This is a genomic window from Leadbettera azotonutricia ZAS-9 (assembly GCF_000214355.1).
GTDB classification, from domain to species: Bacteria; Spirochaetota; Spirochaetia; order Treponematales; family Breznakiellaceae; genus Leadbettera; species Leadbettera azotonutricia.
Window position 1 is genome coordinate 257327 of sequence record NC_015577.1, and the last position, 23097, is coordinate 280423.

A 23097-nucleotide genomic window follows, 5' to 3' on the forward strand; every position below is an offset into this window, starting at 1 on the left:
TCTCCTTTTTTGAAACTGGCTCAGTTATTTAAACAGGGCCTCAAGTTTTTTCTGCCCGTCGTCCAGGATCGGCTGTATTGCCGCATCGGTGGTTATTACCTGCTGCACTGCGGTCATGATGATTTCCGCATAGCTTGCATAATCAGGGCCTGTGGGCATTGGAACACTGGTCGGCACTACATCGCTGATAAATGATTTGATAAAGCCGCTTTCGGAGAAGGCAGGGGCCTTCGAAAAAGCGCTCTGGGTAGCGGGGGTAAAGCCCGAGGCAGCGATATATTTGTTCAAAGAATCGGGGCTTGCCGCCAGGAATTCCAGGAAAGAGGCGGTCTCTTTTTGCACCTTCGAATTCCTGAAAATCACCAGGGCGTGGGCCTGCACCGGGGTACGGGCTTTACCGTCGCTTCCTGCGGGCAAAGCGGTTGCCCCCCAGGTCTCGTAAAGTATCGCCGGAGTAAGCTGGGGATTCAGGGAACGGAGAATTCCGTCAAAGGTGGTCCAGTCGTTTCCGAAGAGGAGCTTGTCCTGGGCAGCATAAGGCCGGAATTCCCCATACTTCAGGCCGGGCAGGGTGTATTCTTCTTTAACCAGCCAGCGGAGCCATTCCAGGTAAGCTTTTATCCCGGGGGTATTGAAATGCACTTCACCTTTCAGGTTATAGGGTTCCACGCCATTGTTAAAGGCAAGCAGGAAAGGCCATTGGTGAATGAGCCCCAGGGTGCGTACTGTGGTATCAACCTGAAGGAAGAGGGTACCCGCAGGCAGCTTCGGCTTTGCGGCTCTCAGGATGGCATTCAATTCATCGATTGTTTTGGGCGGCTTGTTGGGATCCAGCCCGGCCTGGGCCAATAGCTTTTTGTTGTAGAACAGCCCGTGGGTACTGTTCGCCCAAGGCGCCGCATAATGCTTCCCGTCGATAAGGCCGGTAGCATCGTACAGATCCGGGTAGAGATCCTTTTTGAAGTCGGCGCTCAATAAATCGTCCAGAGGGATCAATAAATTTGCCGATTGGAGCTGGCGGACATTGTCGCTGGATAACTGTGCAATGTCAGGCGGATTGCCCGCAGTGGACCGGATGGTGATTTCCTTGACAATGTCCGAGACAGGGATGCCCTGGACATCTATCTTCAGATCCGGGTGGGCCTGCTCGAAGGCTGTTATAACCGCCGCAATACGGGATTGGGTAGCTTCTTCCACCGACGCCCAGTTTGCGAAGGATATGGTTTTTACTCCCCCATCCGACGCCTTGGCCCCCCCTGCATGCAAAAAGCCGGGAAGAACCAGAAAAACCGCTAAAAACGCACTGAAAAACCAGATTGAACTGAGCTTTTTCATACTAAAAACCTCCTATTTAATTCCTAGTATAGATATTGGTATACTATGATAAAATAGACGCAATTTTTAATGTTGTCAAGCCCTTCGGTTTTTTTTGCACCATGCATTAGCAGGCAAGCCGATTTATGGCAATGTCGGGGGAATCCCCCGGCAAAATGAAGTTTGTCGGTCACATTCCAGGGGATAATAGTTTGATGGTGGTTCTCCATGTGGAAATGGAGGATACGGATAGGGTCAGGATTATCTCGGCTTCTTATTCAGATGAGGTCTACTATGTGAAAAAGTATACTTCCCATGTTAAGGTTACTCAAAAGCTGGATACCATAAGAAACCAGCGGCAGGGTGTTATTTATTCGGTTCGTCCGGTCTCGGAGCTGATTGCTTCAGTTCCTGACTTTGCTTTTACCTCTAAGTAACTTCATGACACAGGGGTTATAAAAGAAAAGCCCGGTCTATTGCTAAACCGGGCCAATGTCAATCTATTGCGCCCGGCGTCTTAATGGGCGGGGCCTGTTGTTCCCCCGGTCAGGGTGTCATTAGTGTATAAGCTCCAGTCCTGGTCGCCTGCAATAATCGGGGAAGTACCATCGCCATACCATGCATATGTAAAAGCTTTATAGAGGGAAGCACCTCTAGCAGCGGTATTTTTGACCTTTTCTGCTTCGCCGGAACCGTAAATAGTTCCTCCCGCCATGATAAACGTACCGTAACTTATAAACACGCCGCCGCCGTCACCAGTAATAGCGGTGTTGCCGCTGATTGCACTATTACCGTTCATGGTAAACCTACCGGAAGCTGATCCATATACGATACCTCCACCAATGGTATGAGCAGTGTTGCCGCTGATGGCGCTATTGTCGTTCATGGTAATAGACGTACCGGAACCTGATCCAAGCACATACACGCCGCCGCCGCTACTGGTTTGGGTGGTATTGCCGGTAATGGCGCTATTGTCGTTCATGGTGAACGTGCTGGAACCTGACACATATACACCGCCGCCGCTGAAATAGGCAGTGTTACCGCTGATGACGCTATTGCCGCTCATGGTGAACGTACCGTTAGCTACATACACACCGCCGCCATAATTCGAGGCGGTGTTGCCGCTGATGATGCCACCATTCATGATGAACGTGCCCTGGGAATCAACATATACGCCGCCGCCACTGGCCCCGTAGACGCTGTTGATGACGGAATTGCCGCTAATGACGCCACCGTTCATGGTGAACGTGCCCCGGTCAACATTCACACCACCGCCGTTGTTTTCGCTGCGGCAGCCGGTTATTTTCGATCCGGCGTTCATGGTAAACGCGGCGGTAGCAGAATTTATCATTACAACCGAACCGTCAGTGCCATTATGGTTGAGTATAACATTGGTGTTCAGTGTAAGACTGCCCTCAGAAATAAAGAACATTTCGCCATTATCGAGAAAGGTAATGGTGCGTTCCATACCCACTCCTTCCAGGGTGATGTTATGCATGATACTGAATAGGCTCTGACCCCTATAAAGGCGGTAACTTTCATCGCTGTACAGGTAGATGGTGATGCCGGCAGGGGCGGTATAAATAAGATTGGCTGCGTTTATGCGGTGCAAAATATCAAATCCGCCGCTTATCGCTGCTGCCGCTTTTGCCCTTTCAAGGTCTGTTTTTGCTTTATTGATGCTCGCTATTGTTGCGCCTGGGGCTTCAAGAACAGCCTGGGCAGTAATGATGGCGCTGTCGTCGCCTGTGGTGAACAAGCCCACAGGTACGGTACCAGTATCCCCGACAAACTTAGCACCTACAGTATACCGCGTACCCTCTGTAAAGGTTGCCGCAGTTATAGCCGCTTGCAGTTCCGCTTTGGCGATGTCGAGGGTAGTGCCATTACCACCAGTGTCGCCATTACCGCCAGTGTTATCAGAATCATAGGCGGTAAGGTAATCATCCCAGATGCTGCTGCTCCAGGATTGGGGATCGCCGCTGGTAGGCAAATTCGCTCCATGGGCAGAGTTGTAATCTGTCACCAAGCTTTCCCAAAGTTCTTGCCCGTGGGCAGCGTTTCCGCTATAGGTAGTATATATACCTTCTAAAATATCTTTTTTTTCCGCATCTGTCGGCTCAGCGTTACCAGTGGGAAAATACGCATCAAAGTAGATGTCCCAGGTGGCGGCGCTCCATTCGTGGGGATTTGTTGTAGGTAAATTTATGCTATATAGCGAGTTCAAAGCAGCTACATAGCCGTTGGCCCATAGAGTCTCCCACAGGTTTCCAACTTCCGGAGCGGTTGACTTTAGCTGATCATACGTAGCTAATACGATGCCTTTTTTGCTTATTAGATCGTCGTCGAAGCCGCTTCCACCAGCGATGCCTCCCCCCGCAGGGTTATCGCAAGACGCAAACGCTAAACTGAATGTCAGAACCAACGCCAGTATCCCTAAAAGTTTCGCCTTTTTCATAGAAGAGACTCCTTATTGATAGATCTATTAAATGGCCTATCTTTCATGCTAAAAGCAGATATTTAGATTAATATTACTAGATGTTTGTTAGACAGTCAAGCTAATAATATAATTTTCAATATATGCTACGAGATGGATCAGCGGTTGGGAATGAATTGCGTGCAATTTTAAGCTCGAATATAAAGCGGCATCGTAGCCGGCGGGGGTGGTCGCAGGCAAAACTAGCCGAAGAAGCCAATATTTCCACGAATTTTTTAAGCGATATAGAGACCGGCAAGAAGTGGCCTTATCCTGAAACCCTTATGAACCTTGGCAAAGCGTTGAATGTCGAAGTGTATGAGCTTTTCAAGCCGGAAGAGGCTATACCAAACGATATCGGAGTAGTTCTGACCCGATATACCGAAGAAGCATCCCTAAAGTTGACTCAAATGGTCAGCAATTCCCTTGAAAGCCTTCGGAAAGAATACCTCACCGAAGGAGAATAAAGTTTAGCGGCAGCCTTTCATTATAAAATATGCAAATCCTATACAAAAGCATCGCCCTTCTGACCTGTGGGGAGCTTCGCCGAATTTTCCGCCGACTTTAGCTTGTCCATTAAGGCGGCGTTCCTGTCGTTGCCCCGGACGAGGCGTTTTGCCAGCAGCTTGGAAAGGAAGATGCCGTAATGGGGGAATTGGCGTATCACATTTACAAAAGCTTTACGCGTAAGGAGTATGAGTTTCCCGGTGGTCTCGGCCCTGACGGTGGCGGAACGTTTTTGGTTCAGGAGGAAGGACATCTCGCCCATGAAGATGTCTTCGGGCGACAGGGTTCCTACCTGCTTGCGGTTGTGAAAAACCGTGTACCGGCCGGAGGAGATGTAGTAGAGGTAGTCCGAGGGCTCCCCCTCTTTAAGGATGATGTCGCCGGGTTTGACATTGACAATCTGCTCTTTGGAAAAGCCCAAGGGCACATCGTATTCCAGGGAAAGGTCGTGCTTGACGGTCAAGGTTACCTGGTTGCCTTTGGCGTTGTAGCTGAGTTCGTTGGAAAGTTTGGAGGCAAGCTTGATGCCCCTGCCATGAAGGCTCATAATGTCCTGGTTTTCGATTTTTTGGAGGTGGGCCTTCACGTCAAAGCCCTTGCCCTCGTCTTTGATGATGAAAATGCTCTTGTCGTTGAGGAGTTCCCACTGGAATTCGACTTTCTTGCCCCTGATGGCAGGGTCTTTGCATTTTTCCGCCACCAGATCCACTACCGAGAGGCCCTTCTCCATGCCTTCGGTTTTTTCATCGTAACCGATGCCGCAGTTTCCGTGCTCCACCGCATTGACAATGAGTTCGCCCAGGGCAAGCTGGAGGTGCATCTTGTTGTCCGGGTCGATAAGGCCCCGCTGGGAGAGGAGGGTGGCGCCCATGCCGGCGTAAAGGGGCACTGCCAAAAGGTCGTTCTCTATGAGGAAACTGCCCGAAGCGCCGTCCATGAGGTTTTTGGTGAATTCCCGGGCAAAGATAATTTGATAGTTGCGCGCGATAATCTGCACATTTTTGACAATGTGGGAGCGTATGCGGCTATACTCCATCAGGGTAAGGATGTTTACGGCCTTGTACTTTTCGAGGAGCTTTTCTTCGTTGTTCTTTTCCTGGGAAAAGACGCCTATGATGCCGAAGTTCATGAGCCACTTGTCGTCTTTCATCCAGGAGATTATTTCGTCTATCTTTATGGAAGGATCGGAAAAATTGATGATCACCACTTCCGGGAGGTCATAGCTCATAAATTCGAGGATTTCGATCTTTTCGGTGAGGTGCCTGAGCGAAAAATCCCCCTGGCCTTCGTTCCTGAACGCGAATTCCACGAGTTTCTTGACTGCCAAATCTGAATTGACCACCCCTAAAACGGCCATAACACTCCTATCGCGATTATACTCCCTTTACAAAGCCCCCACAATTCCCTCACAATTCTTTCTGACTATATGGAAATGAACAGCAAGGTCTCTGTCCTTATTATCGACGATGAGGCGAAGATCCGGGAACTTATTAAATCCTATCTCGAAATAAACGGCTATAGCGCCATTTGCGCCGCCGCAGGCCTTGAAGGACTGAATGCCTTCGAGAAATACAAGCCCTCCCTCATACTGCTGGATCTCATGCTGCCCGATATCACAGGCGAAGAATGCTGCCGCAGAATCAGGGAAGTTTCGGCAGTGCCTATCATCATGCTGACTGCCAAAGTCGACGAGGAGAGCATAATCCGGGGTCTTAAAACCGGCGCCGATGATTATGTGTGCAAGCCCTTCAGCCCAAGGCAGCTTGTTGCCCGGGTTGAAGCGGCCCTGAGAAGGACTGCCAGGACCGGCTCTTCCGGCGCCCCCCTTGCCTGGGGCGATTTGGTTGTGGACCAGGCAAAACGCCAGGCGCTGTTCAAGGGGACGGAAATAGCATTGACCCGGGACGAGTACTTCATTTTGACCCTCCTTATGTCGAGGCCGGCAAAGATATTCACCAGGGAAGAAATTTTGCAGAACGTAAAGGGCGATGAATACGAAGGTTTCGACAGGGCTGTGGATACGCACATCAAAAACCTCAGGGCAAAACTTGGGGATGATCCCCGGAGCCCAAAATACATAATCACAGTATACGGCATGGGGTACCGCTTCGGCGCGGGCGAGGCAGGATGACAAACCTTAAAAACCGCCTCGCCCTGACCTACGCCATCCTCATCGTCCTTGCCCTTGCCCTTCTCACCCTGGCGGTGAACCGGCTTACCAAGTCGCTTTTTTCAAACCTGGTGCGCCAGACTATTTCCGAGCGGAGCGAAGAGATAGTCCGCACCATAGCCGAGCAGTACAACCCCATGACCGGGAGCTTTAACCAGATCACCATTGAGGCTGCGGGCATGTTCTTTGTCCATGAAGGCTACATCGTGGCAGTGGAGACCCTCCTGGGCGATTCGGTCTGGAATGCCCGTACCTGCGACATGGAACGGTGTTCCCTGGTAATCAGGGACATTACAGAAAGGATGGAAGGCCGTTTCGGCGTCAAGGGCTCCCTCCAAAGCAATCGCTACCCCATATTGTTTGACGCTGAAATTGTGGGCTATGTGGACATAGATACGTATGGACCTTTTTTCTACAGCGATGCTGAAACACGTTTCCTCTCGTTGATAAACCACTTTCTCATTATTGCGGGCCTGGCATTCATACTTATCAGCGTGGGGATTTCCGTACAGCTCTCCGGCGTTTTGGCAAAGCCGGTAACCCTGGAATTTGAAGAAGGGGAAAGGCGGAAAAAGCAGCTTACCCAGGATGTTGCCCATGAACTCCGCACCCCCCTGACCTGCCTGCAGGGCACTGTGGAAGCCATGATCGACGGAGTCTATGCCGCCGATAAAGAAAGGCTGGAAAGCTGCAAGGACGAAATTTTGCGGCTCACGAGCCTTGTGGAGGATCTCAACACCTTGAGCAACCTGGAATGGGAAGGTCTCAAGCTCAACAAGACCGATTTTGACCTTTCCCAGCTTTTGGAAGCCGCGGCCGGGCCTTTTATCCCCGCTGCCCGCGAAAAGGGCATAGAGGTGAAGCTCAATCTCCGCGAAAGCCCCATCAATGCCGACTATGACAGGCTTAAGCAGGTGTTCATCAACCTTCTTTCCAATGCGGTGAAGTACACCGAAAGGGGAAGCATTGTGGCAACCATCCAAAAAGGGGACAAGAACTGGGATGTTTTGGTGGCTGATACAGGCATAGGCATTGCGAAAGAGGATTTGCCCAGGATATTCGAGCGCCTCTACCGGACTGACAAATCACGGAACAGGGGTTTGGGGGGGTCGGGAATAGGACTTACCATTGCCACCGCCATAGCCAAAGCCCACGGCGGCAGCATCAGCGCGGAAAGCGAAGAAGGCAAGGGCAGCGTTTTTAAGCTTAGCCTTTAGCTGCCCTGCCTTTGTTCGGGTTACTTTACCAGGATGAATTCGACACGGCGGTTCTTCCACCAGTTGTCGCGATTGGGCTGCCCCTTGTCGTCCGCGTAAGACACTACAGGCTTGGTCCCGCCCATGCCGATAGCGGAAAGCCTGTCCTGTTTGACCCCCAGCCTTACCAAATAATCCACTACCGCTTTGGCGCGGGCCTGGCTTAGGGGCTGGAGTTCGGTAGTTTCTTCCCGCTGCTTTGCCGCCGCGGTTGTTGCCAGGGGGTTTGCATGGCCCTCGACCGTTATCTTGTAGGTGCTGAACTTGTTGAGCACCACGGCAATGCGCTTGAGGATATAGTCGTTGGCAGCGATAATATCCGGGCTCAGGCCGTCGAAACCGCCCGAATTGGAACCGAACACGATGGAAGGCACCTGCACCTTGAGGGTGTCGCCTACCCGGATGACCAGTATATCCACTCCAATCACGCCTTCAATCTGGGACGAGTTCCCTTCAAAATCGGTGGCACTGAAGGTAAAGGGATAATCAGAAGCCGACTGGACCAGTTCGCCCTTGTTACTGCGCCCATCCCATTTGAGGTTGGCGGGGGGGTTGCCTTCTCCGCCCCATTCGGAAAAGAGAAGATAGGGCGGCTCGGGTTCATGGATTTCGATCTTCCAGCCAACGATGGCCGATTCGTCTGTAGCCTTGAGTGTTACCGTCAGCACATCGTCCACCCCATCGCCATCGGGGCTGAAATACTCGGGCGCCAGGCTCATGCTCAAAACCGGGCCTGTGGTATCCTTCACTGGCGGGGGCGGGGGAGGCGGCGGGGGGGGAGGCGGCGGGGGCGCTTCCTCAAATATCGTGGGCGGGGGCGCGGGCGGGGGCGGGGTGGCACAGGAAAGGACAAATCCTGTGACCAGCAAAAGTGCCAGAATCGGCAATAATTTCTTCATTATGATACTCCTTTGGTATTCAGCTTCTTGCTTGCAGTATACCCTAAAAACACATTTTTTTCATAAAAACACCACAAAATATTTTTCCCCATGAAATCCTCACAATGTTATAATAAAATTAAGAAGAAATGACAACCAGGACAATAGCTATCGGCGGTATGACCTGCGTCAACTGCCAGAGCCGCATTGAAAAACAGCTCAAAAACAACCCCGGTGTGGAAAGCGCTTCAGCCAGCTTTGCCGCAGGAAACGCCACAGTGATCTATGATCCTGAAATTATCGCTTTTGACACGATAAAGGAAGGGATAGAAAAGCTGGGCTACAAGGTTCTTGAAGAGGGCAAGGCTGCAAATAGCCCTGCCCAAATTGCAGGTTTTTTGGCCCTCATTTTGATACTCTACATGCTCATCCGGCATCTTGGGGTAGACAGCTTAAGCTCTGCCTTCCCCCTGGCTGGGGCTGGCATGGGCCTGGGCATGATCTTCGTTATTGGCCTCCTCACTTCGGTTCACTGCGCAGCCATGTGCGGGGGCATCAACCTTTCCCAAAGCCTTGGCGTCAGGACGGCCATGCCCCTTCTGCCCGGGCTGCTTTACAATGCCGGGCGCGTCATCTCCTACACGGCTGTGGGAACGATAGCCGGCGCCCTGGGCCAGGTTGTTACTGTGGGCGGCCATTTCCGGGGCGTGGTGCAGCTTGCGGCAGGGGTGTTCATGGTGATCATGGGCCTTAATATGCTGGGGCTCTTTCCTTTTTTAAGAAAGCTAAAACTTCATTTGCCCAAATTCTTTGGGGATAAAATTGATAGCGAAAAGGCGGCGGGCAGAAGCCCCTTTATCGTGGGCCTCCTCAACGGGCTTATGCCCTGCGGGCCTCTTCAGGCCATGCAGCTTTACGCTTTATCCTCGGGCAGCCCCCTGAGGGGCGGGCTTTCCATGCTCGTCTTTAGCCTGGGGACTGTGCCGTTGATGTTCGGCATTGGGGCTTTAAGTTCCCTGCTTGGCAGAAAATACACGGCCCCGGTGCTGAAGGCAGGAGCAGTGCTCGTAACCGTATTGGGGCTCGCCATGTTTACCAATGGCTGGACTCTTGCGGCCCTGCCGGTGGCAGGAAGCAGTATTGGTGTTAAAAGCAGCAGCACTGCCGGCAGCAACAGCTTTGAACCGACTATAGTGGATGGCTTCCAGATAGTGAATTCCACACTCCGCTCCGGCGCATATCCGCCTATAACAGTCCAGCAGGGCATACCGGTAAGATGGACTATCAATGCCCCCCAGGGCAGCATTACCGGGTGCAACAACCAGATGTACATAAGGGAATACGATATCAACTGGCGTTTTAAATCCGGAGAGAATGTGATAGAATTCGTACCGAAAAAGGCAGGGCGTTTTTCTTATTCCTGCTGGATGGGCATGATACGCAGTTCCATTACCGTAGTGGAGGCCGGGGCTTCAGCGGGGGCTGCGGACATTCCCGGCACAACAGCGCAGCCTGCGGCCCCGGTCCCCGCAGGGGTGAATATTTCCGCAGAGAGAATCGCCGTCGCGGAAATACAGGAAGAAGGCTGGCAGAAGGTAGGCATTAAACTTACAGACGAGGGCTTTGAGCCTTCGGTTCTGGTGGTGCAGATCGGCCTTCCAGTGCTCTGGATAATTGATAACGATTCCCTTGATCCCGGCAACGGCAGCCTTTTGTTCCCCGCCTTCCGTGCGCGCCTTGAGGCAAGCCAGGGGGAGAATGGGATACAATTTGTCCCGGAAGGGGATTTTGAATTTTCCACAGGGGATAATATTTTTTACGGTTTTGTAAAAGCCGTTGATGATATTAACCGCATTGATAACGAGGGGATAAAACAGGAACTCGCAGAGTTTGAAACGCTGATTTACCCCGATGGCTATTTTGAGGAAGCCGATTAAGTGAAATGCACTCGGGGTATTAAACCCCGGTACGAATAAATTTTTAAGGAAGGTTGATATGAAAAGCGCAAAAGTATTAGTGTTAGCAGCAATACTGTCAATGCTCGCAGTATTTGAATTAACTGCCCAGGCTGCGGCCCTCAATGTGGTAAAGCCTGCAATCGCGGACAAGGATCTTGTAATACCCCTGTCGGATATTTCAGAAAACGCCGTGTTCTACCCTGTGGATATAGACGGAACCCGCCTCGAAGTATTGGTGGTAAAAGCCCCTGACGGCACTATCAGGACCGCATTCAACACCTGCCAGGTATGCTATGGTTCGGGCAGGGGTTTTTATAAACAGCAGGGTACGGTCCTGGTCTGCCAGAACTGCGGCAACCGCTTCAGGATGAGCCAGGTGGAACAAAAATCCGGCGGCTGCAACCCGGTTCCCATACTCGCCGCAAATAAAACAGTAAGCGACACAAGCATCACCATTCCCAAAGAATATTTAATACAGGCAAAAGCTATTTTTGCCCGGTGGAGGCGCAGCTAGATGGAAAGCCAGACTGTCACTATCCCTGTAGGCGGCATGACCTGCGCTGCCTGTTCATCCAGGGTCGAAAAAGCCATACGCAAGCTGGCAGGCATTGAGAACGCGAACGTAAACCTCGCCACCGAGAAGGCCACAGTTGTCTATGACCCTGATGCCCTGCGGGTCTCCGCCATTAAGGATGCCATTGTCAAAGCAGGCTACAAAGCCCTTGATTTGTCCAGTGCCGGGGCAGTGGATGCGGACAAGCTCCGCAAGCAGCGGGATATCAGGATACTCTGGACCAAATTCATTGTCGCCATAAGCCTTGCAATCCCGCTTTTGTATATTGCCATGGCCCCCATGATCACTTGGGTACATTTGCCTTTCCCCAGGGCCCTGGACCCGATGAATTTCCCCCTGGTGTACGCTCTTACCGAACTCCTCATGACAATCCCCATAGTCGCGGCAGGTTACCGCTTTTATACAGTCGGCTTCAAAGCCCTGGTACAGCGGAGCCCCAATATGGATTCCCTGATTGCCCTGGGAACCACTGCGGCGATTTTGTACAGCCTTTACAATGTCTGGCAAATAGCCTTAGGCCATTTTATGGCAGTCGAATCCCTTTACTTTGAATCAGCCGGGGTGATTATCGCATTGATACTGCTGGGGAAATCCCTGGAAGCTGTATCCAAAGGCAGGACCAGCGAGGCCATAAAAAAGCTGATGGGCCTGGCGCCAAAAACCGCTATTATTATCCAGAATGGAGTAGAAAAGGAAATAGCCATTGACGAGGTTTTGCCCGGCGATATTATCGTGGTAAAGCCGGGGGCAAAAATCCCTGTGGATGGTACAGTGGTGGAAGGCCACACGTCCATTGACGAATCCATGCTTACCGGGGAGAGCATGCCGGTGGATAAAGCCGCCGGGTCTGAAGTCTATGCGGCTACGATAAACACTACGGGCCTTATCCGTTTCAAGGCAACCAAGGTCGGCGGAGAAACCGCCCTGGCGCAGATCATCAAACTGGTAGAGGATGCCCAGGGTTCAAAGGCTCCCATTGCCCAGCTGGCGGATATTGTGTCCGGGTATTTTGTCCCCATTGTCTGCCTGGTTGCGATACTCGCAGGGGGCGCGTGGTTTTTGGCCGCATCGGTTAACCCTGCGCTGCTCCCTGCAGGATATTTCCCCCTGAAATTTGCCCTTACCATTTTCATATCCGTTTTGGTGATCGCCTGCCCCTGCGCTCTTGGCCTTGCGACCCCCACTGCAATTATGGTAGGAACCGGCAAGGGCGCCGAGAATGGCATTCTTATCAAAGGCGGGGAAGCCCTGGAAACAGCCCACAAGATTAACACCATTGTGTTTGACAAGACCGGGACCATTACCGAAGGGAAGCCCAAAGTTACTGACGTAATTCCGGTTGGAATTGAAGCGGACTATCTGCTGCGTATCATCGCCTCTGCGGAGAAGGGCTCGGAGCATCCCCTGGGGCAGGCTATAGTCAACGGCGCTGGGGAAAAGGGGCTGGAGCTTTTCGCAGTGGAACATTTTGAATCCCTTACGGGCCGAGGGATCGAGGCGCTAATCAACGGAGCAAAAACTCTGGTAGGGAATAGAAAGCTTATGGATGAACGGGGCATATCCCTTGCGGAATTGGAAGAAGCCTCCGACCTTTTGGCAGAGGAAGGGAAAACCCCCATGTATGCCGCGCTTGACGGGAAACTCGCGGGGATTATCGCTGTTGCCGATGTGGTAAAGCCTTCCAGCAAGTCGGCCATTGAGAGCCTTCACCGTATGGGCATAGAAGTTGCCATGATTACTGGGGACAATAAAAAGACCGCCAGCGCCATTGCCAAACAAGTCGGCATTGACAAGGTGCTTTCCGAAGTGCTGCCCCAGGACAAGTCCAATGAGGTGAAGAAACTGCAGGACGAAGGCAGAAAGGTGGCTATGGTGGGGGATGGCATCAATGACGCCCCCGCCCTTGCCCAGGCGGATATTGGCATCGCCATAGGTTCCGGCACGGATGTGGCCATGGAATCGGCGGATATTGTGCTGATGCGCTCCGATTTGATGGATGTCCCTACGGCTATCAATTTGAGCAAAAGGACGATCCGCAATATCAAGCAGAATTTGTTTTGGGCCTTTGGCTATAATGTTGTGGGCATTCCCATTGCGGCGGGGCTGCTCCATATCTTCGGCGGCCCTTTGCTGAATCCGATCTTTGCCGCTGCAGCCATGAGCATGAGTTCCGTGTCGGTGCTGACCAATGCGCTTAGGCTTAAACGTTTTAAGCCAGGGCAGCAGGAAAAAAAGCCCTTCTTTCCTCCCGGGATGGTCAAAGGGAGCTGCTGTTAACGTTAAGATTGCACTACCAGGAGTTATAAAATGAAAAGGATGATAAGCGTATTGGGCATGGTATTATTGATCATGCTTTCATCGGCGTGTTCGCAGCTGGACGTAGTGGGGAAGGAATCAAAAACTTCCTTCAATGCAGTTCTGAATGCTATGCCGGCGCAAATTAAAGCAGACGAAATGAATGCCGGCTGGTCCCTCTCCGCGCCTGACGGGACTGTGCGCTTTATTTGGAGCGAGGACTATAGCAGAAGCCCCCTCCACGATGTGATGCTGGAAATAGAGGCCAGGCCCTTTATCGATGCCGGGTTGGACACGAACAGGCTGCCCGGGGATATTGCGTTTTATGACGGCAAGCTGATGGTGGGGACAAAACTCGGGGACAACAAATTGAAATACTCCGGAAGCGCCACGCCCTTTGCGTCCTATGAACAAATCGTCAATTTGTACCGCCGGAGCATAGGCTACCATGCGGCCATGGATCATTACGGGGTTAGCATAGGGGACGGCAATTTGTTTGAATGGGCCAAGGACATGGGTACCAATGACAAGGATATTGTTTTTGTCCTCAATCCTGAACCCTTTATCAAGGCGGGGGTTAATCCCGGATCGGTTAAGGGCTGGGTCTTCGACAAAGTCCCGGTGGATGTAGACGGGAAGCCGGCGCAGGTTGACAAGTTTTTGAAACCTTTCAATTTGAGGTAATTTCCCTGGAACCTAACGTTGTATCCTCGCCGAGCCGCCCTTTGCAAAAGCCTCGACTTGATCCAGGCTGACCATGGAAGTATCCCCGGGGGTGGTGGTAATCATGGCGCCATGCGCCCAGCCCAGCCTCAGGGCTTCTTCGGGGTTTTTGCCCGAGAGGAGGCCGTAGAAGAGGCCCGAGGCAAAACCATCGCCTCCGCCTACGCGATCGTAAACGTCCAGTTCACAGGTGGGCGCCTGATAGGTCTTGCCATCCAGCCAGAGCACCGCCGACCATGAGTGGCGGTTCGTTGAATGGACCTCCCGCAAGGTGGTCGCTACCGCCTTGATGTTGGGGAAGTCTTTGGCAACCGATTCCATCATGCCGAAGAAAGCCGAGGGGTCGAGTTTGCCTTTTGCCTCTACATCCTGGCCTTTGAGCCCCAGGCCCTTCTGGAGATCTTCCTCGTTGCCTACAAGCACATCCACATAGCTTGCGATTTTGCGCAGGGTCTTGGCAGCCCCTTCGCTGGCCCGGCTGGCTGAAAGCCCCTGTTCTGCCGCAGCCACTGCCCAAAGCTTTGCCCGGTAGTTGAGGTCAAAAGAAACAACAGCCCCGGCTTTTTTCGCGGCCTGCATGGCCTCGATGACCAATTCAGAAGTGGTGGGCGAAAGGGCTGCGAAGATGCCGCCCGAATGAAACCAGCGTATGCGGCTGTTTCCCGGTTTGCCGAACAGGGCATCCCAGTCAAAACTGCCGGGCTTGAGCCTCTGGGCGGCCTCGTTTGAGCGGTTGTAGAAGACAACCGGCGCCCTTACGCCCTGGCCCCTGTCGCTCCATACTATAGCCATATTGGGGCCCCTCACCCCGTCGAATTCAAAACGCTCGTAATAGGGGCTAACCCCTGCCTTTCGCACTGCGGTCTCGATCCTTGCGCCTATGGGGTTGTCCACCATGGCAGAAGCCACCGCAGTCCTCATGCCGAAACAGGTTGAAAGGTTGGCCGCCACATTGTATTCCCCTCCCGAAACATGGAGGGAATACGCGTCAGCTTCTTTAAAAGGAATGATCCCGGGATCAAGGCGGGTTACCAAAGCCCCCAGGGCCAGCAAGTCGTGGGCTGTTCCCGCTGCGGGGGGTATAATTAATGACGGCATAGGGCCTCCAAAGATTTAAGTCCTAACAGGATAAACCTCATGCCGAATTTTTTCAACTGGATTCAATTCCAGCTGATTGATTTTCTCCGTTCCATTGACAATATCGCAAAGCAAAGGGGAATGCGGATCATGATGCAATAATTCAATTCCGCGTTTTGCATAACAATAAATACAATCATGCAAACAGGTATTATAAGCGCCAATGTCCCTGCTGACGCAGCATCCGCACTCCTTACGCTGGGAAGGATCTTTTTTTGATTTTACATTCACATTGAATAACCGTTCAATCAAATCATCGTCTATACATTTGTTATGGGATATTCCATATTTATCCAAATTGATTTTTTCGCAGCAGGCGGAAAGTTGCAAATTATATTTTTTTGATATAGTTGCAAATTTATCCGCCAAATTATCCATTTCGTCATTGGGCAATTCATGAATATTATTTTGCCTAAAATTTTCATTAAGGAACGAATATGTATCAATAAAACTAATAACGCATTTTTCAGTATGCCTGTATAATTTTTTGCATAAAGATTCAAAATTTTCAATATGATATTTTATGGTAAATTTATCATTTACCAAAATAGGATCATATCTCCAAATTATTTTTTCTTTGCCCAGATATTCCGAAAGTTCAATGAAGTTCCCGAGGATATTTCTTTTATCGATGTTTTTTTCTATAGTCGAATCATAGGCATTAAGAGTGAATTGAAAATAATATCGATACCCCAATTTATCAATTATGGGAAGATGTTTAAAAAATTTTTCCGGGTTTTTTGACCAAAAAACAATGCATTCTATTAAATCCGGCTCAAGTGGTATTTCTGTAATGCTGTTTGGGTTCATGGGGTTTCTTGCCAGCACTTTTTTTCCAGCAAGGCGGTTCATAAACCAATCCCCGAAAAAAGCCGGTATATCGGTTCTTCTGCTGGCGCTGATTATCATTTAGGTTTCCATTTTAATTGCCGGTCCTGGTTACCCGCAGAGTATATCGGTTGTCTTCCAGAGGATCATCGCCGAGGCAGCTTATTTTCAGGTAATAGGTTCCCGGTTCAAGACGCTGGCGTATGCGGGCGTCGTAATTGTCTCCTGAATCATCATCTTCGGCTATTTTATCGTTATCGCTATTGTAAAGTTCCATAAAACTATCCAATTCACTGTCGTTTGCCTTAGTACGGATTTCGTAAAGGCCGGCCCCGGTAATGACAATACGTACCCAATCTATGTCATTTGAATCAGAAAAAGTGCGCCCCTGAACCGGATCCCCGATGGTTATATCTTTTGCGGTTGACCTGCTGTTGTCGTTTTCATAAGCGTCAGGAACTGGAACGGGCCGCAGAGCTGTTCTCAAGGTATAACGCCCCTGTCTTCCCCTTGCTTCGCTTGCCCTGATATAATAATCGCCCTGGCTCACTGTTATATTTAGCCTGGCATTTTCATTGTCCCCGGAATCATCATCCTCGGCGATTATTTCATTTCTATGGTAAATGGCTATTGTTGTATCCATTCGGCCTTCTGTCCATACTGAAAGCTGCCCGCCTTCCGGAAGGGAATTTGGGTCTATGATCACCTTATACCAGTCAATATCCCCGGCGGTGCCAAAAACCGCTTCTGTCCGGCTTCCGGAAGCAATAAGGGTTGCTCTTTCCCTGGTATCATTGGGCTCATTGGCGTCCACCGGTATGGCTTCGAGGGTTGTTTTAAAGCCGTAATGCCCTAAACTGCCATCGAGGCCTTTCACCCTTGCGATATAGGTTTTGCCTTCCTCGGCAAACCACTCGATTTTGGCATTTGTATTTTGACCGCCGTCATCATTGCTGCCTAACTCCGATGAGGAATCGCCGTCGATTAGGTACATATAGGTATCCATGCTGCCTGTGGTTTCCAGTACCAGGACGCCTTGTCTGTCAGGGGTAATGCTGAACCAGTCGTTGTCATCACTGTCATGTATGGTACGGGCAATCTCTGATCCGCCCAATGTTACCGCAATGGGATTTTCCCTGCTGTCCGGTTCATAACGATCACGGCGCACATTGGATGATGAAGAAATTTGAATCATGGTGTCAATAAAATCGGTGACACCCAGATCGGTATTCCATGAATGGATAAGAGTTTCATCGTCGGTTTTGACAAGCCGGGCATATATGCGGATTATATTTCCTGTTTCAAGCAGAGAACCCCGCAGTGTATATGCTGTTGCAGTCCGGAAATCCGTATCGGGGCTGACTATATTAAGGGGAGCGCCTGCAAGGAAAGCGGAAAGCTGCTGAGTCAAATAGGAACCGAGTGTAGTATCGCTATCATCCAAATAAAAAGCCCCCACCCTGATTCTTGAATTCTGGGGGAGCTTCAACAGTTCGGGCCTGATGGACCGGGCAAGTTCTGCAGCAGCCAGGTCAAGTTGATCCAGAGAAGCTATCTCTTTTCCTGCGGAAACGCTCTGGGCAGAAAGCGGCAGGGCAATACAGAAGAGGGGCAAAAGGGCCATGGCAATATAGGGAATAATATGTTTCATAATTGCATTATAACAGGAAATCCGCTATAATGATACGGCTATGGCATAAAGGTGAGTTTAATGATTATTAAGCGTATAAGGGTTTTGACAATAATTTCAGTTTTTTTGGCTCTTGCAGGGGCATCAGGGGGTTTTGCCCTTGAGGTCACTGGCATAGCGCCGCAGTTTGGCGGGGGCGACGTTGTATGGAATTCTGATTTTAGCAGTGCCTGGGATAGCGTATTAAATGATATTAATGATGAAATCGGGGATATAGACTCCAAGCCCGAAAAACTGATAAAAGCATGGGGGGATGCCTCCATATTTGCCAGCCAAGGGGCTACCCAGCGGGGTTATGGAGAGCCTAAGCTTTTTACTTTTACTGTAGGGTCCATGGTAGGCATCAAGACAGGAACGAGCCTTAGCAATATAAGGAATTATATTGATTCTGTTGGCGACAAGATAGAGGATGAAGGGGATATTGTCTTAGGCGCCAATATCCAGGCTATAAGCGGGCAGTTTAATTTTAATACATCACGCTTCCTGTTGAATGGCCTGGATCTTGGGATACGGTTCGGTTATTTTAAAATGAATCATTTTAGTGACGATTTTGGTTTGAACACCTGGTCTTTCGGGCTTGTGGGCGGCTATCAGATGCTAAAAGAAAAAACCATTGTTCCGGTGGTGCTTAAGTGGCGGGGCCTTTCCCTGGGTACGGGATTTATATATCAACATTCCAATATATATTATTCCGTAGCTTTGGACTCTATCAATCAGGATATAGAAGGGGTTTACTCCGGAACAATCATCAACATTGAGCCAAAACTTGTCTTTGATATGACCACAAATACCTTTACCATACCCCTGGAGCTTACTACCGCCATCCAATTGCTTTCGTTCCTGAATATCACTCTGGGACTGGGGGCGGATCTTGGCTTTGGGAAAAACAAAATGACCCTCGACTTAAGCGGCGATATTAATTTGAGAAATCTGCCCACCGGTATTTCCCAGACAAGGTCCGGAAATGTCACTGTCTCCGGGGGCGGGACTATGGCGCCATCTTTTTTCAACCCAAAGATTATGACGGGCATAGGGTTTAAGATAGGGCCGGTTATTCTTGATGTTCCTGTCAGTCTGTATCTTATGGGCGGGGACGGCTTTAGCGTGGGAGTGACCTTTGGGGTAATTTTATAAATCGCAGGCTAATGAGCTACACCGTATACGTGCTTGCGCTCGTATTCCCCCCATGTCCTGTCCAGTTGGTGTGGAAGAATTCCCCCCGCTTTTTATCTGTCCTCTCGTAAGTGTGGGCGCCGAAATAATCCCGCTGGGCCTGCAGCAAATTGGCAGGGAGGCGCTCGCTGCGGTAACCGTCAAAGTAGGAGAGGGCTGCCGTAAGGGCGGGCGCGCTTATGCCGTTTGAAATAGCGGCTGCGGCAACCCTGCGCCATGACGCCTGGGCTTCGCCGATCGCTTTGGAGAAAAAAGGATCAAGGAGAAGGTTTTCGAGATCCGGCTTTTTATCAAAGGCTTCTTTTATTTTTCCAAGAAAGGCGGAGCGAATAATGCACCCGCCCCTCCACATAAGGGCTATGCCGCCGTAATTCAAATTCCACTTGTATTCTTTGGCAGCTTCACGCATGAGGAGATAACCCTGGGCATAGGAAACCACTTTGGCAGCGTAGAGGGCTTTTCTGATGTCGTCGATAAAAGCTTTCTTGTCAGCAGGAATGGTTTTGCCGGGACTTGCAAATATTTTGGAGGCCCGGACACGCTCGTCTTTGGCTGCTGAAAGGCAGCGGGCAAAAACCGCTTCCCCGATGAGGGTGAGGGGTACGCCGAATTCCAGAGCCGCGATGCCAGTCCATTTCCCGGTGCCTTTCTGGCCTGCGGTGTCCAGTATCTTTTCTGCCAGGGCTTTGCCGTCCTCATCCTTGAAGCGCAGAATATCCCTGGTGATTTCGACGAGGTAGCTGTTCAGCTCGGCTTTGTTCCATTCTTCAAATACATTTCCCATTTCTTCATAGGAGAGGCCCAAAAGATTTTTCATGATATCATAGGTTTCGCAGATTAACTGCATATCGCCGTACTCGATACCGTTGTGAACCATTTTGACAAAATGGCCTGCGCCGTTTTCGCCTACCCAATCGCAGCAGGGGATGTTCCCGTCGGCCTTGGCGGAAATTGCCTGCAGTATTGGTTTTACGAAAGGCCATGCGGCTTTTGATCCGCCGGGCATGATGGAGGGGCCGGTGAGAGCGCCTTCTTCACCGCCTGAAACGCCGGTGCCTATGTAAAGGAGGCCTTTGGATTCCACATAGGCAGTGCGCCTAATGGTGTCCTGGTAATTGGAGTTACCCCCGTCGATGATGATGTCTCCGGGTTCAAAAGCTTCAAGGAGCTGTTCAATGGTATCGTCAACGGCTTGGCCTGCCTTGACCATGATCATGGCCTTGCGGGGCTTGCTCAAGGCAGAGGCAAACTCCTCCATGCTGTGGCAGCCGGAGATTTTTTTTCCGGCCCCCCGGCCTTTTACAAAGTCGTCCACCTTGGATACAGTGCGGTTAAAGACCGCCACGGAGAAACCCTTGCTCTCCATGTTGAGAACAAGGTTCTCGCCCATAACTGCGAGGCCGATGAGGCCGATGTCTGCATTGCTCATGGGAACACCTGCCGCAAAACAACGGAAAGGCTTGTGTCGTACCCCAGGTTAAGCTGGCCGTAACGGTTTGAGCCTGCCGCCCAGAGATGGCTGTCGCTGGTAACTATATAAATGCTTTGATAACCCAGGATGATCTTCTTAATATCCTTGAATGCGGAAGCAGCAGCCTGTTCCGGGACAAGGGGCGCAAAGGTGGGCTTCACAACTTTTTCCGCTGTGTACGGAGGAAGCTTGCTCTCGTCGCGGGGTTCAGGTTCAGTGGTATAGGTGCCTGCTATGAGGAGGGCATCTTTATCCCTGCGGATGAGGGTGAGATCCCCACGAGCGGCGATTTCTTTTGCATCGTTGATGATGGCGCCTTTGTCGTCCTGCACCTGGGTGAACTGTTTACGATCTTCAAGATCATCCCAGCCGAGCTGCCCGTAATAATTCTCCCCTGTCGTCCAGACCGTGCCGTCGCTTTTGAGAACCGTGGTGTGGTAATTGCCCGCCGCAGCCGAAGAGGCATTCATGTCCTGCACTTGGGTAAAGGTATTGGCGTCCACCGTATTGTTGAGCCCGAGTTGGCCATTGAAGTTGTAGCCCGTAACCCACACAGTGCCGTCGGTTTTGAGTATCACTGTGTGCCGGGCGCCTGCCGAGACTGTTTTGACATTATTGCCTGCGCTGCTTACCTGAGTAAAGGAAGTCTTGTTCTCCTTGTCTCCAAGGCCAAGTTCGCCGTAGTAGTTATAGCCTGCTGCCCAGAGGGTGCCATCATTTTTTATATAGAAGGAATTATTATTCCCCGCCGCGATGTACTGCACATCGGCAATAGCATCGCCGCTTGTACCCTGGGTTTTAAGCTGGGTAAAGCTTGCAAGTTTTCCTGTGCCATCGCCCCCAAGGCCAAGTTCGCCGTAGAGGGATTCGCCCGATGCCCAGAGGCTGCCGTCATCCTTAAGGATGAGGGTGTGGCCTTCCCCGGCCGCAATGGATTTTACCCCCTGGAAGGCTGCCCCGCTTTCATCCAGTATCTGGACTATGCCGAAATGGGCCTGGGAATCCGCCGGGGCATTCACATCGGCCTGGGCCGAGCGATTGTACCCTGCGCTCCAAAGGTTGCCGTCTTCTGTCAGGAGAAATACATTGGCAACCCCGGCATTAAGATCCCTAACCATCCTCGAAGGATCATCCTTGGCCCTGGCCGAGCTTTTACAGCCAGCCATAAGCAAGCCTGCTAAGGCAATAAGCAAAATCAGGCATTTTATCTTTTTCATGCTATAAAGTGTATAGCATTTCGGAAAAAAATGAAATATCATTTAAAAGGATGAAAAACGACAACCTGATTCGGTGCCCCTGGTGCCTCGGCGATGATGTTTATACCAAATACCACGACAAGGAATGGGGCAAGCCCCTCAAAAACAGCCGGAAGCTTTTTGAATTCCTCATCCTGGATGGCGCCCAGGCAGGGCTTTCGTGGATTACTATCCTCAAACGGCGCCAGGGCTACAGGGAAGCCTTCGATGGTTTTGACGCTGAAAAGATGGCCTCCTATACCCAGAAGGATATTGCCCGCCTTATGGGGGATGCCGGGATCATCAGGAATAAACGGAAGATACTTTCTGCAATTGAGAATGCCCAGGCCTATCTCAATTTAATGGAAGGAAAACAATCCTTTTCAAAATGGCTCTGGAATTTTGTGGACGGCGAGCCTGTCATAAATCATTGGAAGACCCTCCGGGAAATACCGGTTTCAACGGATTTGTCCGAACGGATTTCCAAGGAGCTTAAAACCCTGGGTTTTACCTTTGTAGGGCCGACTATTGTGTATGCTTTTATCCAGGCTGCGGGGCTTGTGAATGATCATCTTGTGGATTGTTTTAGGTACAAGGGCGTGTATGAATAAAGCTCAATATTCAAGATCCTCAAGAAAATCAAGGCAAATGTCCTTTATCATCGGAGGGAAAAGAGCCAGAAGTTCCTCTTCTGAATAAGCACCGCTTGTGACTTTAAATCTGTCCAGGCTCCGTATCTCGTAGGTTTTGTTCCAAAGATTTTTCCCCTGAATGTCTTTGATCGTCATGGTCATTGCCACATTGGCTAAACCTTTTCCATTCTTTCCAAATCCCGAGGCCATGGCCTTGGTCAGTTTTAAAGCAATATAAAAGGTTTTTTGTATTCCTGTTTCATTGGCGAATTTGGCACGAAAATCCTTGTCTCTTGAAACGACAAAACGGTAGCCTGAGGGCTTAACCATCTCCCGCGATTCACGAATGGGGGTTGTCTTTGCTTCATTATAGGCCTGAGAATTGAGGACATCTTCTTTAGGCGCAAGGCTTATGAGAGGAGAACCGTTCAGGGTGTTATAAATGGTTTGCTCTATTTCATCAATGATGCCTTCCGATTTAGTGATCACAGTCCAATCGGGATCTACCCGCATCATGCGCCGCAAGGTTTTGCCGGTTCCCGAAGCAACAGTTTTTTCTTCGTCTTTCCAATTGATATCGTAATTTGCCGTTATCAGCGCCAAGGCAATGGGGCTGTTTTCGGAAACAATCAGCTCCCGCCCTGCGGAGGCGCAGCCCGCCGTAATCAACATGAATGCAAATAATGAAACTGTCTTTAACAGGGAGAATTTTTTTGAAGCTTTCATGCTCTGAATATACATCATAGGATGCATTCTTACAACAATAATGCTATACTCGCC

General features: G+C 50.6%; 20 protein-coding genes. 10 read left to right on the forward strand and 10 right to left on the reverse strand.

Annotated elements, in window-relative coordinates; translation table 11 throughout:
* Positions 1 to 24: 24 nt before the first annotated feature.
* Entirely contained in the window at positions 25 to 1335 is a 1311-nt protein-coding gene (locus tag TREAZ_RS01100; RefSeq protein ID WP_015709940.1) for an ABC transporter substrate-binding protein, read from the reverse strand.
* Between the two features lie 155 nt (positions 1336 to 1490).
* On the opposite strand from TREAZ_RS01100, the gene TREAZ_RS01105 reads away from it, so the two are divergent.
* Positions 1491 to 1751, forward strand: coding sequence for a hypothetical protein (locus TREAZ_RS01105; RefSeq protein WP_148257623.1), 261 nt, complete (start codon positions 1491 to 1493; stop codon positions 1749 to 1751).
* Between the two features lie 80 nt (positions 1752 to 1831).
* Here the strand turns inward: TREAZ_RS01105 and TREAZ_RS01110 are convergent, their stop codons facing one another.
* The gene (locus TREAZ_RS01110) at positions 1832 to 3772 is read right to left on the reverse strand and encodes a right-handed parallel beta-helix repeat-containing protein (protein WP_015709942.1); all 1941 of its coding nucleotides are present in this window, start codon (positions 3770 to 3772) and stop codon (positions 1832 to 1834) included.
* Positions 3773 to 3894: 122 nt separating this feature from the next.
* Between TREAZ_RS01110 and TREAZ_RS01115 the strand changes: the two genes are divergently transcribed.
* Positions 3895 to 4257 carry a helix-turn-helix domain-containing protein gene (locus TREAZ_RS01115; protein ID WP_043922664.1) on the forward strand — a complete coding sequence of 121 codons (363 nt, stop codon included), beginning with the start codon at positions 3895 to 3897 and terminating at the stop codon, positions 4255 to 4257.
* A 38-nt stretch (positions 4258 to 4295) separates the two neighbouring features.
* On the opposite strand, the gene TREAZ_RS01120 is transcribed toward TREAZ_RS01115, so the two are convergent.
* Complete coding sequence (locus tag TREAZ_RS01120; protein ID WP_015709944.1) at positions 4296 to 5654, reverse strand: cyclic nucleotide-binding domain-containing protein; 1359 nt, start codon at positions 5652 to 5654, stop codon at positions 4296 to 4298.
* A gap of 75 nt (positions 5655 to 5729) precedes the next feature.
* Between TREAZ_RS01120 and TREAZ_RS01125 the strand changes: the two genes are divergently transcribed.
* Together TREAZ_RS01125 and TREAZ_RS01130 are read left to right on the forward strand one after the other, a co-directional pair.
* Positions 5730 to 6428, forward strand: coding sequence for a response regulator transcription factor (locus TREAZ_RS01125; RefSeq protein ID WP_043922666.1), 699 nt, complete (start codon positions 5730 to 5732; stop codon positions 6426 to 6428).
* Positions 6425 to 7684, forward strand: a complete 1260-nt coding sequence (locus TREAZ_RS01130; protein WP_015709946.1) for a sensor histidine kinase — start codon at positions 6425 to 6427, stop codon at positions 7682 to 7684. Before TREAZ_RS01125 ends, TREAZ_RS01130 begins: the two co-directional genes overlap by 4 nt.
* 20 nt (positions 7685 to 7704) lie before the next feature.
* On the opposite strand, the gene TREAZ_RS01135 is transcribed toward TREAZ_RS01130, so the two are convergent.
* Entirely contained in the window at positions 7705 to 8622 is a 918-nt protein-coding gene (locus tag TREAZ_RS01135; protein ID WP_015709947.1) for an OmpA family protein, read from the reverse strand.
* Positions 8623 to 8750: 128 nt separating this feature from the next.
* On the opposite strand from TREAZ_RS01135, the gene TREAZ_RS01140 reads away from it, so the two are divergent.
* Genes TREAZ_RS01140 through TREAZ_RS01155 form a run of 4 tightly spaced genes read left to right on the forward strand, consistent with a single transcriptional unit; the run spans position 8751 to position 14112 of the window.
* Positions 8751 to 10538: an urease accessory protein UreH domain-containing protein gene (locus tag TREAZ_RS01140; protein ID WP_043922668.1), complete on the forward strand. Its 1788-nt coding sequence runs from the start codon at positions 8751 to 8753 to the stop codon at positions 10536 to 10538.
* A 58-nt stretch (positions 10539 to 10596) separates the two neighbouring features.
* Positions 10597 to 11073 (forward strand): DUF2318 domain-containing protein, encoded by a 477-nt coding sequence (locus TREAZ_RS01145; RefSeq protein ID WP_015709950.1) that lies wholly within the window; start codon positions 10597 to 10599, stop codon positions 11071 to 11073.
* A complete protein-coding gene (locus TREAZ_RS01150; RefSeq protein WP_015709951.1) occupies positions 11074 to 13410 on the forward strand; it encodes a heavy metal translocating P-type ATPase in 2337 nt (778 codons plus the stop codon).
* Between the two features lie 30 nt (positions 13411 to 13440).
* Positions 13441 to 14112 (forward strand): hypothetical protein, encoded by a 672-nt coding sequence (locus TREAZ_RS01155; protein WP_015709952.1) that lies wholly within the window; start codon positions 13441 to 13443, stop codon positions 14110 to 14112.
* Between the two features lie 12 nt (positions 14113 to 14124).
* On the opposite strand, the gene TREAZ_RS01160 is transcribed toward TREAZ_RS01155, so the two are convergent.
* The 3 genes from TREAZ_RS01160 to TREAZ_RS01170 are packed head-to-tail and all read right to left on the reverse strand — an operon-like array spanning position 14125 to position 17767.
* On the reverse strand, positions 14125 to 15249 hold the full coding sequence (locus TREAZ_RS01160) for a sugar kinase (protein ID WP_015709953.1): 1125 nt from the start codon (positions 15247 to 15249) through the stop codon (positions 14125 to 14127).
* Between the two features lie 15 nt (positions 15250 to 15264).
* Entirely contained in the window at positions 15265 to 16197 is a 933-nt protein-coding gene (locus tag TREAZ_RS01165) for a DUF1848 domain-containing protein (RefSeq protein ID WP_015709954.1), read from the reverse strand.
* A 13-nt stretch (positions 16198 to 16210) separates the two neighbouring features.
* Positions 16211 to 17767 (reverse strand): hypothetical protein, encoded by a 1557-nt coding sequence (locus TREAZ_RS01170; RefSeq protein ID WP_015709955.1) that lies wholly within the window; start codon positions 17765 to 17767, stop codon positions 16211 to 16213.
* Between the two features lie 60 nt (positions 17768 to 17827).
* Here TREAZ_RS01170 and TREAZ_RS01175 point away from each other — a divergent pair, with 60 nt between their 5' ends.
* Entirely contained in the window at positions 17828 to 18940 is a 1113-nt protein-coding gene (locus tag TREAZ_RS01175) for an Lsa36 family surface (lipo)protein (RefSeq protein WP_015709956.1), read from the forward strand.
* A gap of 16 nt (positions 18941 to 18956) precedes the next feature.
* Here TREAZ_RS01175 and gnd read toward each other — a convergent pair whose 3' ends face one another.
* Both gnd and TREAZ_RS01185 read right to left on the reverse strand, forming a co-directional pair.
* Positions 18957 to 20408, reverse strand: a complete 1452-nt coding sequence (gene gnd / locus TREAZ_RS01180) for a decarboxylating NADP(+)-dependent phosphogluconate dehydrogenase (RefSeq protein ID WP_015709957.1) — start codon at positions 20406 to 20408, stop codon at positions 18957 to 18959.
* Complete coding sequence (locus TREAZ_RS01185) at positions 20405 to 21667, reverse strand: RCC1 domain-containing protein (RefSeq protein ID WP_169312596.1); 1263 nt, start codon at positions 21665 to 21667, stop codon at positions 20405 to 20407. Before TREAZ_RS01185 ends, gnd begins: the two co-directional genes overlap by 4 nt.
* Before the next feature lie 50 nt (positions 21668 to 21717).
* Between TREAZ_RS01185 and TREAZ_RS01190 the strand changes: the two genes are divergently transcribed.
* On the forward strand, positions 21718 to 22296 hold the full coding sequence (locus TREAZ_RS01190) for a DNA-3-methyladenine glycosylase I (RefSeq protein WP_015709959.1): 579 nt from the start codon (positions 21718 to 21720) through the stop codon (positions 22294 to 22296).
* A 3-nt stretch (positions 22297 to 22299) separates the two neighbouring features.
* Here TREAZ_RS01190 and TREAZ_RS01195 read toward each other — a convergent pair whose 3' ends face one another.
* A complete protein-coding gene (locus tag TREAZ_RS01195; RefSeq protein ID WP_148257625.1) occupies positions 22300 to 23043 on the reverse strand; it encodes a hypothetical protein in 744 nt (247 codons plus the stop codon).
* Between the last annotated feature and the right edge of the window lie 54 nt (positions 23044 to 23097).

What these genes read in the sequence shown, in the direction of transcription:
- TREAZ_RS01190 (WP_015709959.1), top strand. Translation starts at nt 21,718, where the DNA reads ATGAAAAACGACAACCTGATTCGGTGCCCCTGGTGCCTCGGCGATGAT.
- TREAZ_RS01135 (WP_015709947.1), bottom strand. Translation starts at nt 8,622, where the DNA reads ATGAAGAAATTATTGCCGATTCTGGCACTTTTGCTGGTCACAGGATTT.
- TREAZ_RS01155 (WP_015709952.1), top strand. Translation starts at nt 13,441, where the DNA reads ATGAAAAGGATGATAAGCGTATTGGGCATGGTATTATTGATCATGCTT.
- TREAZ_RS01175 (WP_015709956.1), top strand. Translation starts at nt 17,828, where the DNA reads ATGATTATTAAGCGTATAAGGGTTTTGACAATAATTTCAGTTTTTTTG.
- TREAZ_RS01150 (WP_015709951.1), top strand. Translation starts at nt 11,074, where the DNA reads ATGGAAAGCCAGACTGTCACTATCCCTGTAGGCGGCATGACCTGCGCT.
- TREAZ_RS01195 (WP_148257625.1), bottom strand. Translation starts at nt 23,043, where the DNA reads ATGAAAGCTTCAAAAAAATTCTCCCTGTTAAAGACAGTTTCATTATTT.
- TREAZ_RS01165 (WP_015709954.1), bottom strand. Translation starts at nt 16,197, where the DNA reads ATGATAATCAGCGCCAGCAGAAGAACCGATATACCGGCTTTTTTCGGG.
- TREAZ_RS01170 (WP_015709955.1), bottom strand. Translation starts at nt 17,767, where the DNA reads ATGAAACATATTATTCCCTATATTGCCATGGCCCTTTTGCCCCTCTTC.
- TREAZ_RS01120 (WP_015709944.1), bottom strand. Translation starts at nt 5,654, where the DNA reads ATGGCCGTTTTAGGGGTGGTCAATTCAGATTTGGCAGTCAAGAAACTC.
- gnd (WP_015709957.1), bottom strand. Translation starts at nt 20,408, where the DNA reads ATGAGCAATGCAGACATCGGCCTCATCGGCCTCGCAGTTATGGGCGAG.
- TREAZ_RS01140 (WP_043922668.1), top strand. Translation starts at nt 8,751, where the DNA reads ATGACAACCAGGACAATAGCTATCGGCGGTATGACCTGCGTCAACTGC.
- TREAZ_RS01160 (WP_015709953.1), bottom strand. Translation starts at nt 15,249, where the DNA reads ATGCCGTCATTAATTATACCCCCCGCAGCGGGAACAGCCCACGACTTG.
- TREAZ_RS01145 (WP_015709950.1), top strand. Translation starts at nt 10,597, where the DNA reads ATGAAAAGCGCAAAAGTATTAGTGTTAGCAGCAATACTGTCAATGCTC.
- TREAZ_RS01130 (WP_015709946.1), top strand. Translation starts at nt 6,425, where the DNA reads ATGACAAACCTTAAAAACCGCCTCGCCCTGACCTACGCCATCCTCATC.
- TREAZ_RS01105 (WP_148257623.1), top strand. Translation starts at nt 1,491, where the DNA reads ATGAAGTTTGTCGGTCACATTCCAGGGGATAATAGTTTGATGGTGGTT.
- TREAZ_RS01100 (WP_015709940.1), bottom strand. Translation starts at nt 1,335, where the DNA reads ATGAAAAAGCTCAGTTCAATCTGGTTTTTCAGTGCGTTTTTAGCGGTT.
- TREAZ_RS01185 (WP_169312596.1), bottom strand. Translation starts at nt 21,667, where the DNA reads ATGAAAAAGATAAAATGCCTGATTTTGCTTATTGCCTTAGCAGGCTTG.
- TREAZ_RS01115 (WP_043922664.1), top strand. Translation starts at nt 3,895, where the DNA reads ATGCTACGAGATGGATCAGCGGTTGGGAATGAATTGCGTGCAATTTTA.
- TREAZ_RS01125 (WP_043922666.1), top strand. Translation starts at nt 5,730, where the DNA reads ATGAACAGCAAGGTCTCTGTCCTTATTATCGACGATGAGGCGAAGATC.
- TREAZ_RS01110 (WP_015709942.1), bottom strand. Translation starts at nt 3,772, where the DNA reads ATGAAAAAGGCGAAACTTTTAGGGATACTGGCGTTGGTTCTGACATTC.